The organism is Rhizobium sp. YIM 134829 (assembly GCF_046546455.1).
Genome location: NZ_JBKHKI010000001.1, coordinates 372628 through 387119, shown reverse-complemented (window position 1 = coordinate 387119; position 14492 = coordinate 372628). Strand labels below are relative to the sequence as shown.

Annotated in this window: 16 protein-coding genes and 1 pseudogene; 7 read left to right on the top strand and 10 right to left on the bottom strand. The window is 66.8% G+C overall.

Going from position 1 to position 14492, the window contains the following annotated elements:
- Position 1: 1 nt before the first annotated feature.
- The 4 genes from ACLE20_RS01875 to ACLE20_RS01860 form a co-directional block, all read right to left on the bottom strand.
- On the bottom strand, positions 2-1498 hold the full coding sequence (locus tag ACLE20_RS01875; RefSeq protein WP_410938548.1) for an inorganic phosphate transporter: 1497 nt from the start codon (positions 1496-1498) through the stop codon (positions 2-4).
- 178 nt (positions 1499-1676) lie between these two features.
- A complete protein-coding gene (locus ACLE20_RS01870) occupies positions 1677-2195 on the bottom strand; it encodes an NUDIX hydrolase (protein ID WP_410938547.1) in 519 nt (172 codons plus the stop codon).
- 315 nt (positions 2196-2510) lie between these two features.
- Positions 2511-3215 (bottom strand): L,D-transpeptidase, encoded by a 705-nt coding sequence (locus ACLE20_RS01865; RefSeq protein WP_410938546.1) that lies wholly within the window; start codon positions 3213-3215, stop codon positions 2511-2513.
- A gap of 209 nt (positions 3216-3424) precedes the next feature.
- Complete coding sequence (locus ACLE20_RS01860) at positions 3425-4231, bottom strand: L,D-transpeptidase (RefSeq protein WP_410938545.1); 807 nt, start codon at positions 4229-4231, stop codon at positions 3425-3427.
- 229 nt (positions 4232-4460) lie between these two features.
- Between ACLE20_RS01860 and ACLE20_RS01855 the strand changes: the two genes are divergently transcribed.
- Entirely contained in the window at positions 4461-5111 is a 651-nt protein-coding gene (locus tag ACLE20_RS01855; RefSeq protein ID WP_410938544.1) for a DNA-3-methyladenine glycosylase I, read from the top strand.
- On the opposite strand, the gene ACLE20_RS01850 is transcribed toward ACLE20_RS01855, so the two are convergent.
- The 3 genes from ACLE20_RS01850 to ACLE20_RS01840 all read right to left on the bottom strand — a co-directional run bounded on the left by ACLE20_RS01850 (position 5089) and on the right by ACLE20_RS01840 (position 6212).
- Positions 5089-5274 (bottom strand): hypothetical protein, encoded by a 186-nt coding sequence (locus tag ACLE20_RS01850; RefSeq protein ID WP_410938543.1) that lies wholly within the window; start codon positions 5272-5274, stop codon positions 5089-5091. The two genes, ACLE20_RS01855 and ACLE20_RS01850, sit on opposite strands and share 23 nt — an antisense overlap.
- Before the next feature lie 97 nt (positions 5275-5371).
- Positions 5372-5779 carry a DUF305 domain-containing protein gene (locus ACLE20_RS01845; protein WP_410938542.1) on the bottom strand — a complete coding sequence of 136 codons (408 nt, stop codon included), beginning with the start codon at positions 5777-5779 and terminating at the stop codon, positions 5372-5374.
- A gap of 49 nt (positions 5780-5828) precedes the next feature.
- Positions 5829-6212 carry a hypothetical protein gene (locus tag ACLE20_RS01840; RefSeq protein ID WP_410938541.1) on the bottom strand — a complete coding sequence of 128 codons (384 nt, stop codon included), beginning with the start codon at positions 6210-6212 and terminating at the stop codon, positions 5829-5831.
- A gap of 164 nt (positions 6213-6376) precedes the next feature.
- On the opposite strand from ACLE20_RS01840, the gene hisS reads away from it, so the two are divergent.
- The 6 genes from hisS (at position 6377) to ACLE20_RS01810 (ending at position 13089) form a co-directional block, all read left to right on the top strand.
- Positions 6377-7864: a histidine--tRNA ligase gene (gene hisS, locus ACLE20_RS01835; protein WP_410938540.1), complete on the top strand. Its 1488-nt coding sequence runs from the start codon at positions 6377-6379 to the stop codon at positions 7862-7864.
- Positions 7865-8246: 382 nt separating this feature from the next.
- The gene (locus tag ACLE20_RS01830; RefSeq protein WP_410938539.1) at positions 8247-9389 is read left to right on the top strand and encodes an ATP phosphoribosyltransferase regulatory subunit; all 1143 of its coding nucleotides are present in this window, start codon (positions 8247-8249) and stop codon (positions 9387-9389) included.
- Positions 9386-10102 carry an ATP phosphoribosyltransferase gene (hisG, locus tag ACLE20_RS01825; RefSeq protein ID WP_410938538.1) on the top strand — a complete coding sequence of 239 codons (717 nt, stop codon included), beginning with the start codon at positions 9386-9388 and terminating at the stop codon, positions 10100-10102. Before ACLE20_RS01830 ends, hisG begins: the two co-directional genes overlap by 4 nt.
- 150 nt (positions 10103-10252) lie before the next feature.
- Positions 10253-10960: a glutathione binding-like protein gene (locus tag ACLE20_RS01820; protein ID WP_410938537.1), complete on the top strand. Its 708-nt coding sequence runs from the start codon at positions 10253-10255 to the stop codon at positions 10958-10960.
- Between the two features lie 148 nt (positions 10961-11108).
- The gene (locus ACLE20_RS01815) at positions 11109-12326 is read left to right on the top strand and encodes an NAD(P)/FAD-dependent oxidoreductase (protein ID WP_410938536.1); all 1218 of its coding nucleotides are present in this window, start codon (positions 11109-11111) and stop codon (positions 12324-12326) included.
- A gap of 70 nt (positions 12327-12396) precedes the next feature.
- Positions 12397-13089 carry a spermidine synthase gene (locus tag ACLE20_RS01810; protein ID WP_410938535.1) on the top strand — a complete coding sequence of 231 codons (693 nt, stop codon included), beginning with the start codon at positions 12397-12399 and terminating at the stop codon, positions 13087-13089.
- 2 nt (positions 13090-13091) lie between these two features.
- Here the strand turns inward: ACLE20_RS01810 and ACLE20_RS01805 are convergent, their stop codons facing one another.
- The 3 genes and pseudogenes from ACLE20_RS01805 to ACLE20_RS01795 form a co-directional block, all read right to left on the bottom strand.
- Positions 13092-13493, bottom strand: coding sequence for a DUF2442 domain-containing protein (locus tag ACLE20_RS01805; RefSeq protein ID WP_410939114.1), 402 nt, complete (start codon positions 13491-13493; stop codon positions 13092-13094).
- 40 nt (positions 13494-13533) lie between these two features.
- On the bottom strand, positions 13534-13764 hold the full coding sequence (locus ACLE20_RS01800) for a hypothetical protein (RefSeq protein WP_410939113.1): 231 nt from the start codon (positions 13762-13764) through the stop codon (positions 13534-13536).
- A 146-nt stretch (positions 13765-13910) separates the two neighbouring features.
- Positions 13911-14273 (bottom strand): annotated as a pseudogene (locus tag ACLE20_RS01795) (ATP-binding cassette domain-containing protein); the annotation flags it as partial.
- Between the last annotated feature and the right edge of the window lie 219 nt (positions 14274-14492).

The window sequence follows — 14492 nt, the reverse complement described above, 5'->3', positions numbered from 1 at the left end:
CCTAGAGAAAGATGGCGGCCAGAATGGCATAGACCAGCGCCGCAAGCAGCGCCGATGCCGGCACCGTCACCACCCAGGCGGCGACGATGGTCAGGAAATGCGAGCGGCGGACCAGCCGGCGGTGCTGGATCTCGTCGGGGCTGCGCTCGACGGCGGCCTTGAACTCGGTCTGGCCGGTCTTCTTGCGCACATAATCGAGCCGAAGCTTGGAGTGGCGGGTGAACCATTCACGGAAGAAGCCGATGCCGAAGACGGCGCCAACGGCGATATGGGTGGTCGAGATCGGGAGGCCGAGCGAGGAGGCGAGCAGCACGGTGATCGCCGTGCCCAGCGCCACGCAGAAGGCGCGCATCGGGTTGAGCTTGGTGATCTCCTCGCCGACGACCGAGATCAGCTTCGGCCCGTACAAGATCAGCCCGCAGGAAATGCCGAGCGCGCCGATCAGAAGCACCCAGAAGGGTACGATCGCCGCAAGCGCCGGTCCGCTGCCACCGACATTGGCGACGATGGAGGAGAGGGGGCCGACGGCGTTGGAGACATCGTTCGAGCCGTGGGCAAAGGAGAGCAGGGCGGCCGATAGGATCAGTGGCAGGCGAAAGAGCGGGCGGAGTGCCTGGTTGCGGTTCTCGAGCCCCACCGCCTGCCTCGCGATCACGGCGCGGGCGAGCGGATAGGTGAGGAGCGCGACGGCGAGGCCGATACCAAGCCCTGTCAGTGGCGCGACGCTCACGACGCGCTCCATGCCGATCAAAGCGAAATAGGCGGCGAAGGTGCCGGTCATGACGGCGAGCAGGATCGGCATCCAGCGCACCGCAGCTGCGATCTTGTCGTCGCGATAGAGCACGAAGACCTTGAGGAAGAACAGGAGCCCTGCGGCGACCGCCCCGCCGAGAAAGGGCGAGATGACCCAGCTCAGCGTGATGCCGCCAAGCGACAGCCACTGGACGGAGGAGAAGCCGACGGCCGCCACGCCGGCGCCGAGAATACTGCCGACCAGCGAATGAGTGGTGGAGATCGGTGCCTTCAGCCAGGTCGCGAGGTTGATCCAGACGGCCGCCGAGACGAGTGCGGCCATCATCACCCAGACCAGCACCTCGCCAGATGGGAAGGTGCTCGCATCGAGGATCCCGCCTTCGATGGTCGAGACCACCCGGCCCCCGGCAAAGACCGCGCCTGCGATCTCGAACACGGCGGCAATGGCGAGGGCGAGCGGCAGGCTGATCGCCCGCGCACCGACCGCAGCACCGACATTGTTCGTCACGTCGTTGGCGCCGATATTCATGGCCATATAGGCGCCGATGGCGGCAGCGGCGATGATAACGACCGCCCCTTGCGAGCCGGTGACCGCCCCGGCCGCCATGACCATGGCGAGCACCAGCATGATCAGGCCGAAACCGAGCCCTACGGAGCCGCGCAACACATGGTTGGAGGCGGCCTCCTGCAGGGAGAGCTTGTCGAGATCCTTGTCGAGCGTCGGTTTTTCCAGGAAATGCGTCATCGGTTCTGTCAGGTCCTCGGTCCGCAGAACGGGCCGACTCAGGGCGTCGTCTATTCAAACATGGAATGGCGACAGGAGGTTCAGAACCACCGTATCGCCACTGAAAAATCTTGGAATTTACATCCAGGCGGAGCACCGCGCCGTCGCGCTGCTATCGACAATAGGCGGAGCGGTTCGCCTAGCCGGCTGCCGATGTCGGCTGGGCCTTGCCGTCCGAATTCATCGTGGCCAGGAGCCGGGTCTGATAGTCGAGGATGAGCGTGCGCAGGCTCGGCTCGGCGACATTGCCCGCCGCCTCTGTGAAGCCCATCCATTCCAGCCGGCGGCTGCCCTTCTCGGGAAAGCGCTTGGCCATGTCGAAGACGACGAGGGGGTAGACCTTGACCACGACCGAGAGCTTCAGCCCATGGCTCATGCGCTTGTCGTAGCGATAGCTGCCGATCGAATCCGGCGAGACCTGGCCCTTGACGCCAGCCTCTTCCCAGGCCTCGCGGCCGGCAACCTCGTGCGACGCCCGGTTTTCCATCGGCCAGCCCTTCGGGATCACCCAGCGGCCGGTGTCGCGGCTGGTGATCAGCAGCATCTCGGGCATCGCGCTCTTCTTGCGAAAGCGGTAGCAAAGGGCTGCGTACTGCACCCTCTCGGGGCGACGGAACATCAGGCGGGCCTCGGAAAGGAGGCTATCGATCACGTTCAATTCAAGGTGGTCCTTTCGAGGAACCAGGGCATGTCAGGTCGGCATGGAGGAACCACCGCCCGCGACACGCAGCGAAACAGGGATAGCGAAGAGATAGGAAGGGCAGGGGCGCTTGAGTAGGATGCGCATGCTCATATCGTCCGCTTTCGTACACGCCAATTGCCAAAAAATCCAGTGTTCGACCGACACGGCTGCGTCCAATCGCGACCGAAACCGGCGGAGGGGTCTGCGCCCATTCAGGGCGAAGACTGTTGGTCAAGAGTTACCTTACGAGCCTTGTCCAGGCCTGTTGACCGGGAGACCAGGCAGAGGGCGTCAGCCGCCGAAGATCGTGCGCAGGAAATCGACGCCGCGGTCGTCGAACGAGACGGCACCCTGCTTGTTGCCGGGGCCAACGACGATGACCTTGGTGCCAATCGAGGTGCGGGCATAGAGATGCTCCACATCCTCGTTCATCATGCGGATGCAGCCGGACGACATGTTCTGGCCGATGCTCCAGGGCTGGTTGGTGCCATGGATGCGGAAGCCGGAATCGCTCTTGCCCTTGTAAAGATAGAGGGCGCGGGCCCCGAGCGGATTGTCCAGCCCGCCCGGCTGGAAGTCCGGCAGGATATGGCCCTTCTTGCGCTCGCGGGCGATCATTTCCGGCGGCGGCGTCCAGCCCGGCCATTCGGCCTTGCGCTGCACCTTGACCACGCCCGACCAGCCGAAGCCTTCGCGGCCGACGCCGATGCCATAGCGCGTCGCCTTTTTCGGGCCTTCGACCAGGTAGAGGAACTTGTTGTTGGTATCGACGATGATGGTGCCCGGTTCCTCATTCGTCTGGAGCCGTACCTTGGTGCGCCAATATTTGCTGGCTGGCTTGCGCTGCTCGCCCGCGATCCGCACCACGTCGCTCGTGGCCGTCGCGGCCGCCGGTCGTTCCAGGGGCACCGCACCGGCCGTCGAAGCGCCGAGCGCCACGGCTGCCGCCACCACCAGACCCAGCCGCCGCAGCGCGCCGTGAGATCCTGTCGTCATCGTCATGTCCTGTCTTCTCCAACCCCGTCTGCCATGCTGGCGGTCCCGAAGCAGAGACCGCCGATCATGCCGACAACCGTAAGTCACAAACTGCCTTCGGAACATCCGAGTTTTCCTGGATAGGCCGTTTGCGGGCGGCCCTGCTGTTACGTGGGAAACGGCTGTTGCGCAAAGGACACGCTGTCGCCGCTCCGCCGGGCCTTCCGGCCTTAGATCACCTTGACCTTGGTGCCGACAGTCACCCGCTCGTAGAGATCCGTCACGTCCTCGTTGCGCATGCGGATGCAGCCGGAGGAGACGGCATAGCCGATCGTCCAGGGGGCATTGGTGCCGTGGATGCGGTAGAGCGTCGAGCCGAGATACATGGCGCGGGCGCCGAGCGGATTGGCCGGGCCTCCCTCCATGGAGGCGGGGAGGTAGTGGCCCTTGGCCGCCTCGCGGCTACGCATTTCGGCCGGCGGCGTCCAGGTCGGCCATTCGGCCTTGCGGGTCACCGTGTGGGTGCCCGCCCATTCGAAGCCGGGCTTGCCGACGCCGACCCCGTAGCGCCGCGCCTGTCCCTTGCCTTCGATTAGGTAGAGGAAGCGGTTGTTGGTGTCGATCACGACGGTGCCGGGCTTCTCGCCGCTCTCATAGGCGACCGTCTGCGGCAGAAATTGCGGGTCGATCGGGCGGACCGGCCGCTCCGCCGCCGTCAGCCCAACCGGCTGGACGAGGGCCGGTGTGCGGCGCTGGCCGAAGAGCGGCTGGCGCGCGGCCGGCACCGTCCCACCGACGCGCACGCCGGGTGGTGCCTCGAAACGCGTCCGCGGCGCCGGGGCCTGGCGGACCACGACCTGGCGGCGGACGGGCCGCCCCGCGCCAACCGGAGCGCCGAGCTGCATCAGCCAGGGTGCCGTCAGGTCCGGGCTGACGATCACCGGCGGTCGATCGCCATAGCGGCCGCGCTGATCGGCGGCGGCACTGTCGGCGAGAACCAGCGACAAGGCGGAAGTGAGGAGGAGCAGGATCTTCATCGGTGCGCTCGTTTCGTCTGTTTCGAAGCATTCGGTGGGAATGCGGGCTTTCGCCTCGCAGCAGGGCGGGCTAGGGGAAAACCTCGCATCGCGCCGGAGTCCGAAGCGTAAACGTCGAGTGGCGAAGCGGGTGGCGACGGGAGAAACCGTTCGGTAGGGTTATCGCCAGCTTTTCAGGCATGGTTGACGGTCGATGAACGACCCGGATGGAACAGGGTGGGGACGGCGGATGGATGGATTGCTCGAGGGCACCGATGGCGTCGTGCGCTGCGCCTGGCCGGCCAATCTGCCGGATTACCTCCTCTATCATGATGAGGAATGGGGCGTGCCGGTCGGCGAGGATCGCCGGTTGTTCGAGAGGATCTGCCTCGAAGGCTTCCAGTCCGGCCTTTCCTGGCTGACGATCCTGCGCAAGCGCGAGGCCTTCCGAAAGGCTTTCGCCGACTTCGACATCGATGCGGTCGCCGCCTTCACCGATGACGATGTTGCGCGCTGCCTGGCCGATGCCGGCATCGTCCGCCATCGCGGCAAGATCGTCTCGACGATCAACAATGCCCGCCGTGCCCAGGCGCTGCGCGACGAATTCGGCTCGCTCGCCGCCTATTTCTGGTCGCACGAGCCGAAGCCGGACGAGCGGCCGGCGGCGATGACGCTGGAAGTCCTGCGCGCCAACCCGACCACGCCGGTCTCGACTCGGATTTCCAAGGATCTCAAGAAACGCGGCTGGACCTTCGTCGGGCCGACGACGATCTATGCCTTCATGCAGGCCATGGGTCTCGTCAACGACCATATCGAAGGCTGCGCCTGCCGGCCTCGCATCGAGGCCCTGCGCGCGGGTTTTACCCGGCCCGTGCCGCTCAGCGCCGCTTCGAGAAGCTGAAGCCCAGAAGGCCGAGGCCGACGAGGGCCACCACCGAGCCGATCACCAGCCACCGGCTCTGCCCGGTCATGAAGCTGCCACCGACGAGGCCGAGCCCCTGCAGGGCCCAGAGCAGGCCGAGCACGAGGCAGATGATGCCGACGATCCGTGAAACACGCTGCATGGGTCTATCTTCCTCGTTGCTCGGAACGACCGCCGCTCCGTTGTCTTGAGGAAGCGCGCCGAGCCAGCCGGCGCGCCCCTCGAGCTTGAAATGTGGACTAGCCGCCGTTCTTGGCAAGCCAGGCCTTCATTTCGGCGATTTCCTTTTCCTGCGCTGCAATGATGCCTTCAGCGAGCGCGCGGATCTCGGCATCTTTGCCATATTGGAGCTCGACCTTTGCCATGTCGATCGCCCCCTGATGGTGGGCGATCATGCTGCGGGCGAAATCGACATCCGGCTTGCCGGTATAATCGATGCTCATGCCGTTCATCATCTTGTCATTGGCCGCGGCGAAGGCCTGGTTCGAGGGGACCTGGTCGTCCATGGGCATCGCCATGTCGCCGCTCATCGAGTGGCCGCTATGGCCGGCCTCCTGTGCCTGCGCGGCAACGAGGGGCATGGTGAGGGCGGCGATGGTCAGCAGGGCACCGGCTGCAGCGGCGCGCACTATCGTTCGGGAAGACATGCTCGTCTCCTTGTCCTGAGAAAACAGTGTTGAGGGATGTGCTCATTCGTCAGGAAAGGGCGCCGGGCTTGGGTGGCGGCACGCGCGGGGCCGGATCGCGCGCAACAAGCGCCGCCGCCTGCTCTCGCGTGAAGGCGGGCTTCAGGGCGAGGGGAAGTGTGGGCACGGCCTCTTCTGTCTCGATGGCGAAACAGGCGGCGCAGAGCAACGGGTGGATGGCGCGATGCCCGGCGCAGTCGTGGCCACAGGAGCCGGGCTGTGGCGCGTGGGACAGATTGCTCCCGTGGCCGGCATGCTGCGCGGCAGGGAGCGCCGCTGGGTCGCCATGGTGGGAATGGGCGCCCGCCGCGTGGCCCGGCAGCTGCGCCAGCGCCGGCATCCATCCGGACAGGATGGCGCAGAGCACGGCAAGGGCGAGGGCGAGGCGGCGCATGACCCCACCATAGACCCTCTCGCGGCAAAAAAAAGGCCGCGCCGCCCGGCGAACGCAAGGCGGCGCGAGCGCCGCCGGACCCGGCCGCGAGGCTTGCCGCATCCGGCCCTTTCGGATAGGGAAGGCGCCGTTCCCGATCCCCGCCTGCCGAAGGTTCGATCCTCATGAGCGACAAGAAGAAAAAGCCTCAGAAGCTCAAGGCGCGCCTGCCGCGCGGCTTCGTCGACCGCTCCGCCGCCGATATCCGCGCCGTCGATGAAATGGTCGCGAAAATCCGCGCCGTCTACGAGCGCTATGGCTTCGATCCGGTGGAAACGCCGCTGTTCGAATATACCGATGCGCTCGGCAAGTTCCTGCCCGACAGCGACCGCCCGAACGAGGGCGTCTTTTCGCTCAAGGACGATGACGAGCAGTGGATGAGCCTGCGCTACGACCTGACCGCGCCGCTCGCCCGCCATGTCGCGGAAAATTTCAACGAGATCCAGCTGCCGTACCGCAGCTATCGCGCCGGCTGGGTGTTCCGCAACGAAAAGCCCGGCCCCGGCCGTTTTCGCCAGTTCATGCAGTTCGATGCCGATACGGTCGGCGCGAGCGGCGTCCAGGCGGATGCCGAAATGTGCATGATGATGGCCGACACGATGGAAGCGCTCGGTATCGCCCGCGGCGACTATGTGATCCGGGTCAACAACCGCAAGGTCTTCGACGGCGTGCTCGACGGCATCGGCCTGAGCGGCGAGGAGAATGCCGGGCGCCGGCTCACCGTTCTGCGCGCCATCGACAAGCTGGATAAATTTGGGCTCGACGGCGTGCGTCTCCTGCTCGGCGCGGGCCGCAAGGACGAAAGCGGTGACTTCACCAAGGGCGCCGGGCTTTCCGAGGAGGCGATCGCCAGCGTGCTCGCTTATCTGGCGCAGGACAACTACCAGCCGTCCAGCGATCTCTATACGCAGGGCATTGACGAGCTCGGCCAGATCGAGGCGCTGGTGCGCGCCGGCGGCTACGCGGTCGATCGCATCAAGATCGATCCCTCCGTCATTCGCGGGCTCGAGTACTACACCGGCCCGGTCTTCGAGGCCGAGCTGACCTTCCCCGTCACCAATGAGAAGGGCGAGACGGTGGTGTTCGGCTCGGTCGGCGGCGGCGGGCGCTATGATGGGCTCGTCTCCCGCTTCATGGGCCAGCCGGTGCCGGCCACCGGCTTCTCGATCGGCGTCTCGCGACTGATGACGGCCTTGAAAAACCTCGGCAAGCTCGGCACGGAGGAGGTGCTGGCCCCGGTCGTCGTCTGCGTCATGGACCGCGAGATCGAGGCGCTCGGCCGCTACCAGCGCTTCACCCAGGCACTCCGCCATGCCGGCATCCGCGCCGAAATGTACCAGGGCAACAAGAAGAACTTCGGCGACCAGCTGAAATACGCCGACCGCCGCGGCGCGCCGCTTGCCATCATTCAAGGGTCGAGCGAGCGCGAGGCGGGCGAGGTACAGATCAAGGACCTGATCGAGGGCAAGCGCCTTTCTGGCGAGATCGAGGACAACGCCGCCTGGCGCGAGGCCCGCGTCGCCCAGGTCTCGGTGCCGGAAGAGGCCTTGGTCGACAAAGTCCGGGAGATGCTCGCCGCCCAGGCCGAAGACCGCGCCCGGAGCGATCCGTGACCTCAAACGTCGCGTCCGCCGAGCCCAAGCCCCCCTCTGCCTGCCGGCATCTCCCCCACAAGGGGGGAGAGGGCTGGGGGTTGGCGTCTCGTGCCCTCTCTGACGTCGGCGGGTTGGCCCGCCCGCAAACCTCAAAACACCCGGCACTTCGCAGACCCTCAACTCCCCTCGTGGCAGGCGCTCGCCCCACGGTCTCTCCCCCCTTGTGGGGGAGATGGGCGGCAGCCCAGAGGGGGTCTTGGCTCGCCACATGCTCCAGCTCTCCTGCCTCGGTCCTAGCCGAGCCACAGTCCCCCTCTGCCTGCCGGCATCTCCCCCACAAGGGGGGAGAGAGCTGGGGGTGGGCGTTCCGGTCCGTCTCCGCCACCGAGGCGCGTGCCGCATGAGCCTTTTGGACCTTCCCGATTTCGCTCCGGCCCTCTTGGCGCAGTTCTCGGCGCGGGCGGCGGAGCGCGTCAATACGCCGGTGATCCAGCCGGCCGATCCCTTTCTCGACATGGCGGGCGAGGATCTGCGGCGGCGGATCTTCTTGACCGCCAGCGAGACGGGCGCCCAGCTCTGCCTGCGCCCCGAATTCACCATTCCCGTCTGCCTGCGCCATATCGAAACCGCGACCGGCACGCCGAAGCGCTATGCCTATCTGGGCGAGGTATTTCGCCAGCGGCGCGAAGGCGCGGCCGAATTCTACCAGGCAGGCATCGAGGATCTCGGCGAAGGCGACACGGCGCGTGCCGATGCCCGCGCCATTCTCGATGCGAGCGAAATCCTCGCGACGCTGCTGCCGGGGCGGCCCCTCCAGCTGACGGTCGGCGACCAGGCCGTGTTCGAAGCGGTGATCCAGGCGCTCGGCCTGCCGCTCGGCTGGCGCAAGCGGCTGATCCACGCCTTCGGCGACCGCACCCATCTGGACCAGATGCTCGAGCGGCTCGCCCGCCCGCAGCCCATGCCGGGCCTGGACCCCGAAACCCAGGCCCTGCTCTCGGCCGGCGACGAGGCGGAGCTGGTGGCGCAGATTGCGGCGCGGATGGAGGCGACCGGCTATTCCACCAATGCCAGCCGCTCCCCGCTCGAAATCGCCCGGCGGCTGAAAGAAAAGCGCGAACTGGCCGAAACCCGGCTGGACGGCACGGCGCTCCTGTTGCTGCGCGAATTCCTGACGCTGGAATTGCCGCTTGCCGAAGCGCCGGCAGCGCTTGACGGCTTTGCCGATGCGGCGGGTCTCAGGCTCGGCGGCGCGCTGTCCCACTTCGCCGAACGGCTCGCCGCACTCGAAACCCTCGGAGCGGATCTCTCCGCCATGACCTACCGTGCCGCCTTCGGCCGCCCGCTCGACTATTACACCGGCCTCGTCTTCGAGATCGCCGAGCCCGGCGCCACCGAGGTCCTGGCCGGCGGCGGCCGCTTCGACCGGCTGATGACGCTGCTCGGGGCGCGCGACCATATCCCTGCCGTCGGCTTCGCCCTCTGGCTCGACCGCATCGCCGTGCTGCGCGGCGGGCAGGATCTTTCGGAGGGACGGGCATGACGCTCACCATCGCGCTCCCCTCCAAGGGCCGGATGAAGGAGGAGGCCTCGTCGATCTTCGAACGCGCCGGCCTGAAGATCACGGCCATCGGCAATGACCGCTCCTATCGCGGCCGGTTGGAGGGCATCGACGATGTCGAGATCGCCTTCCTCTCGGCCTCCGAAATTGCGCGCGAGCTCGGCGCCGGCGCAGTTGATTTCGGTGTCACGGGCGAGGATCTGGTGCGCGAAGGCCTCGCCGAGGCCGACCGCCGCGTCGAGATCTGCGTGCCGCTCGGCTTCGGCCATGCCGATGTCGTGGTGGCCGTGCCGGATCTCTGGCTCGATGTCGACAGCATGGCCGATCTCGGCGATGTCGCCGCCGATTTCCGCGCCCGCCACGGCCGCCGCCTGGCGATCGCCACCAAATATTGGCGGCTGACCCAGCAGCATTTTTCCGAAAGCCACGGCATCCAGCTCTACCGGATCGTCGAGAGCCTGGGCGCGACCGAAGGGGCGCCGGCCACCGGTTCGGCCGATATCATCGTCGACATCACCTCGACCGGCGCGACGCTGCGCGCCAACCACCTGAAGATCCTGAAAGACGGCATCATCCTGCGCTCCCAGGCCTGCCTGATCCGCGCCCGCAGGTCCGAGCACGAGGGCGACCCGCGGGTGGGGGAGATCGTGGAGCGGGTGCAGGCGGCGGTAACCGGTCGGCCAGCTTCCGATTGACCGGGCCACGCGTGATCGGACTGCTCGATCGCGCCGCCTGATCGAAGGCTTTTGTCGCATGTGGCGGACGCATCGTTCAAAAGGCTCGCCTTGTGCCAGCTTTCGCAGTGGCCTATCTCAAGGCTCCAACCGTCCTTCAGGAACCCGAGCATGGCTGATCTTTCCGCTTTCCCCATCACAACCCGCTGGCCCGCGACCAAGCCGGATGTCATCCAGCTCTATTCGCTGCCGACGCCGAATGGCGTGAAGATCTCGATCGCGCTTGAAGAGCTCGGGCTCGACTACGAGCCGCATCTCATCAATTTCTCTACCAACGACCAGAAGTCGCCGGAATTCGTCTCGCTCAATCCGAACGGACGCATCCCGGCCATTATCGACCCGAACGGGCCCGATGGGAAGCCGATCGGCCTGTTCGAATCCGGCGCGATCCTCGTCTATCTCGCGGAAAAGACCGGCAAGCTGCTGCCGGCGAGTGCGGCCGGGCGCTACGAGACGCTCTGCTGGGTCATGTTCCAGATGGGCGGCGTCGGGCCGATGTTCGGTCAGTTTGGCCATTTCTACAAGTTCGCCGCCGACAAGGTTGCCAACAATCCCTATCCGATGGAGCGCTATCGCGACGAATCCAAGCGCCTGCTCTCGGTGCTCGAAGCGCGGCTCGAAGGGCGTCAGTGGCTGATGGGCGATGATTACACGATCGCCGATATCGCCACCTTCCCCTGGATCGAGGGCGCCCGGAAATTCTATGGCGGCGACACGGTGCTCGATTATGCGAGCTTCCCGAACGTGCTGGCCTGGGTCGACCGGGCTCTGGCGCGCCCGGCCGTGCAAACGGGCATGGAGATCCCCAAGCGCGCTTGATCGACGGGCCGGGTCTGGCTCCGTCCGCTCTTCATTGGCCGGTCCTGCGCGTTTCATCATCGATACCTGCTCTGCCAGTCCGGGCGCTGTTGACCCGGGCCGGCGCGTCGCGATACGTCTCCGGCATCATTGCCAAAGGAGAGCGAATGTGACGGGCAGGCTGGTGGTCGTCGGTGGCGGGCAGGCGGGCTTTGCCCTGATCGCAAGATTGCGGGCGCTCGGCGACAGGCGGGCGATCACGCTGGTTGCCGGCGAGGCGAGCCTGCCCTATCAGCGCCCACCGCTCTCCAAGAAATATCTTCTCCGCGACATGACGCTGGACCGGCTGATCTATCGGCCGGAGAGCTGGTACCGCGATCAGGCGATCGAGCTGCGCCTCTCCACCCGCGCGACGGCGATCGATCGCGCGGCCCGCCGCCTCAGCCTCTCCTCTGGCGAAACGCTCGATTACGAGACGCTGGTGCTCGCCACCGGCGCGACCCCCCGCCATCTGCCGGAAAGCCTCGGCGGGGCGCTCGACGGCGTCTATACGCTGCGCGACTTCGCCGATGCAGACCGCCTGGCCGATGCCATGCAGCCGGGCAAGCGGGCGCTGATCATCGGCGGCGGCTATATAGGGCTGGAAGCGGCAGCCGTTGCGCGTGGGCTCGGGCTCGAGGTGACGCTGATCGAAATGGCCGACCGGATCCTGCAACGCGTCGCAGCACCTGCGACGTCCGATCTGGTCCGGGCGCTCCACCTCTCCCGTGGCGTCGACTTGCGCGAGGGCACGGGGCTGCGCGAACTGGTGGGCGAAGAGGGACGGCTGAGGGCCGCGCATCTGAGCGACGGCACGGAACTGCCGATCGATCTCGCCATCGTCGGCATCGGCGTCACGGCCAATGATGCGCTGGCGCGCGAGGCCGGGCTTGCGACCGCCAATGGCATCGTGGTGGACCGCCACGCCCGCACCGCCGACCCCGCCATCTTCGCGATCGGCGACTGCGCCGTGCTGCCCTATGGCGAGATGATGGTCCGCCTGGAATCGGTGCAGAACGCCGTCGACCAAGGGGAGGCCGTCGCCGCCCTTCTGGCCGGCGGAACCGAGCCCTATCATCCCAAACCCTGGTTCTGGTCCGATCAATACGATACCAAGCTGCAGATCGCCGGCTTCGGCCTCGGCCATGACCGAACCGTGACCCGCCCCGGCCCCCGCCCGGGCAGCGCCTCCGTCTGGTATTTCCGTGAGGGCACCCTGATCGCGGTGGATGCGATCAACGACGCGAAAGCCTATGTGGTGGGCAAGAAGATGATCGAGTCCGGCCTCAGCCCGACGCCCGAACAAGTTGACGACCAGACTCTCGATCTCAAGGCGCTCCTGGGCTAACCCCGGTGCATTAAGAAACAAAGAGTGGCTGACGCTCGGCTGCGCATCCTGATCAACCGAAAGCCGCACCATGCTCCCCTGGATCGAACTCGACACCGCTGAAATCCCCGGCCAGGACGCGGTGGCGGGTGGATCGACGCATCTTCGGCTGAAGCGGCGGGGGGATGAGTTTTCGATCATGCTCGGGCCGACGGAGCTGATGAACAGCCGGTTGAGCGGCTCTGAGGAGGCGTTGGCGACGCTGGCGCAGGCGAAGATCGCCGATCGGCCGCGTCCGGCCATGCTGATTGGCGGGCTCGGCATGGGGTTTACCCTGCGCGCCGCGCTCGCTGTCCTGCCCGAAGCGGCGGAGGTGACTGTGGCCGAACTCGTCCCGGCGGTGATCGCTTGGGCGCGCGGGCCGATGGCGCCGGTCTTTAAGGGCTGCCTTGAGGACAAGCGCGTGCGGCTGCACGAGGGCGATGTTGCGGCCCTGATCCGCAGCACGCCCGGCGTTTGGGACACCATCTTGCTCGATGTCGACAATGGGCCGGACGGGCTGACGCGGGCCGGCAATGACGGGCTCTACAGCGCCCCCGGGCTCGCTAGCGCCCATCGCGCGCTCAAGGCCGGCGGCGTACTCACGATCTGGTCCTCCGCCCCCGACCCCGCCTTCACCCGCCGCCTGACCCAGGCTGGCTTTGCCGCCGAGGCCGTTCCGGTGCGCGCCAACGGCAAGCGCGGCGGCGCGCGGCATGTGGTGTGGGTGGCGGTCAAGCGGTGAGATCAGACCCGCCGCGGGCGGCCGCCTTTGGCGCCGTTGGCGCGGCTGGCGGCGATCTTGGCGTCGGAGCGGGACCGGCCGCCGCGGCGCTGCGCCTCCATGAAGTGTGCCGTGCCCAACAGGCCGCGCATCAGGCCCTCGATGGTAAAATCGACATCGAGGCTCTCCCAATGCAGGCCGGTTTCCCCGAGCAACTGGACCTCGTTGAGCTGCGCGGCTGACGCGCCCTGCAAGCCCTGCAGCCGCTCGGCCGGGACAAGAAAGGTGGTGCCATTGTCGAAATCGATGACGATACGGCCCGATGCCTCGTCAAACCCGACGCCAACCGGCACCGCGCCGCGCGCCCGCTCTCCGCGCTCGGTAGCCCTGCGATAAGCGTGCTTTGTCAATCGAAACTGGTCCATCAACAATCCTCGCGATCCGAAGTCTGGTGTAGTTTGCCATTCATTTGCCCACGGCCTGGGTTCCCTCCGCTTCCGCCGCCCTCAGCGTCACCACCCGGTCGGCCGGCGTGATCACGCTGCGGCGGTGGGTGATGGCAAGCACGGTGACGCTGTCGGCGATCCGGCGGATGTGCTGCATGATGTCGGCTTCGGTGGCGTCGTCGAGCGCGGCGCTTGCTTCGTCGAGGAAGAGCAGGGCAGGTTTGGAATAGAGCGCGCGGGCGAGGGCGATCCGCTGGCGCTCGCCGCCGGAAGTTTCAGGCCGCGCTCGCCGACATTGGTGTCGAAGCCCTTTGGGAGCGCGAGGATGAAGGGGAGGATGGCCGCCTTGTCCGCCGCCTCGTGGAGCCGCGCCTCGTCGCGTGGGCGGCCGAGCAGGATGTTGTCGGCGAGGCTCTCGTTCAGGAGCACCACATCCTGTGGCACGAGCGCGATCAGGGCCGTCCAGGCGGCGGCGTCGATGGTGGTAAGATCGATGTCGTCGATCAGGATCCGCCCCTCGCTCGGCTCCAACATCTTCAGCGCCAGCCGGAAGACCGTGGATTTGCCGGCCCCGGTCTCGCCGACCAGGAAGGTGATGGCGCCGCGTCGCGCCTCGAAACTGACGGGCTGAAGGCCACGCTGCGTGTCGTAACGGTACGCGACCCCCTCGAAGCGCAGGCATCCCGCCGAGAGCGGCGGCGCTTTCAGCGATCCGCCCGGAGCCGCCTCCGCTGCGTTCCACAGCCGGGCGAGCGGCATGATTCGCGCCTTGGCGCGGGCGAGGCTGTCGATAGCATGGCCGATCATGTCGAAGGGCGCGTTGAGCTGCATGACCAGCATGTTGACGAACACGAGATCGCCGAGCGTCAGGCTGCCGGCCCGAAAGCGGGGCAGCAGCAGCGCATAGGTGACGGCGAGCTGAAAGGCGAGGCCGCAGCCGGCGAGGATCACGAAGGGGATGCGCCGGCCCATGTAGCG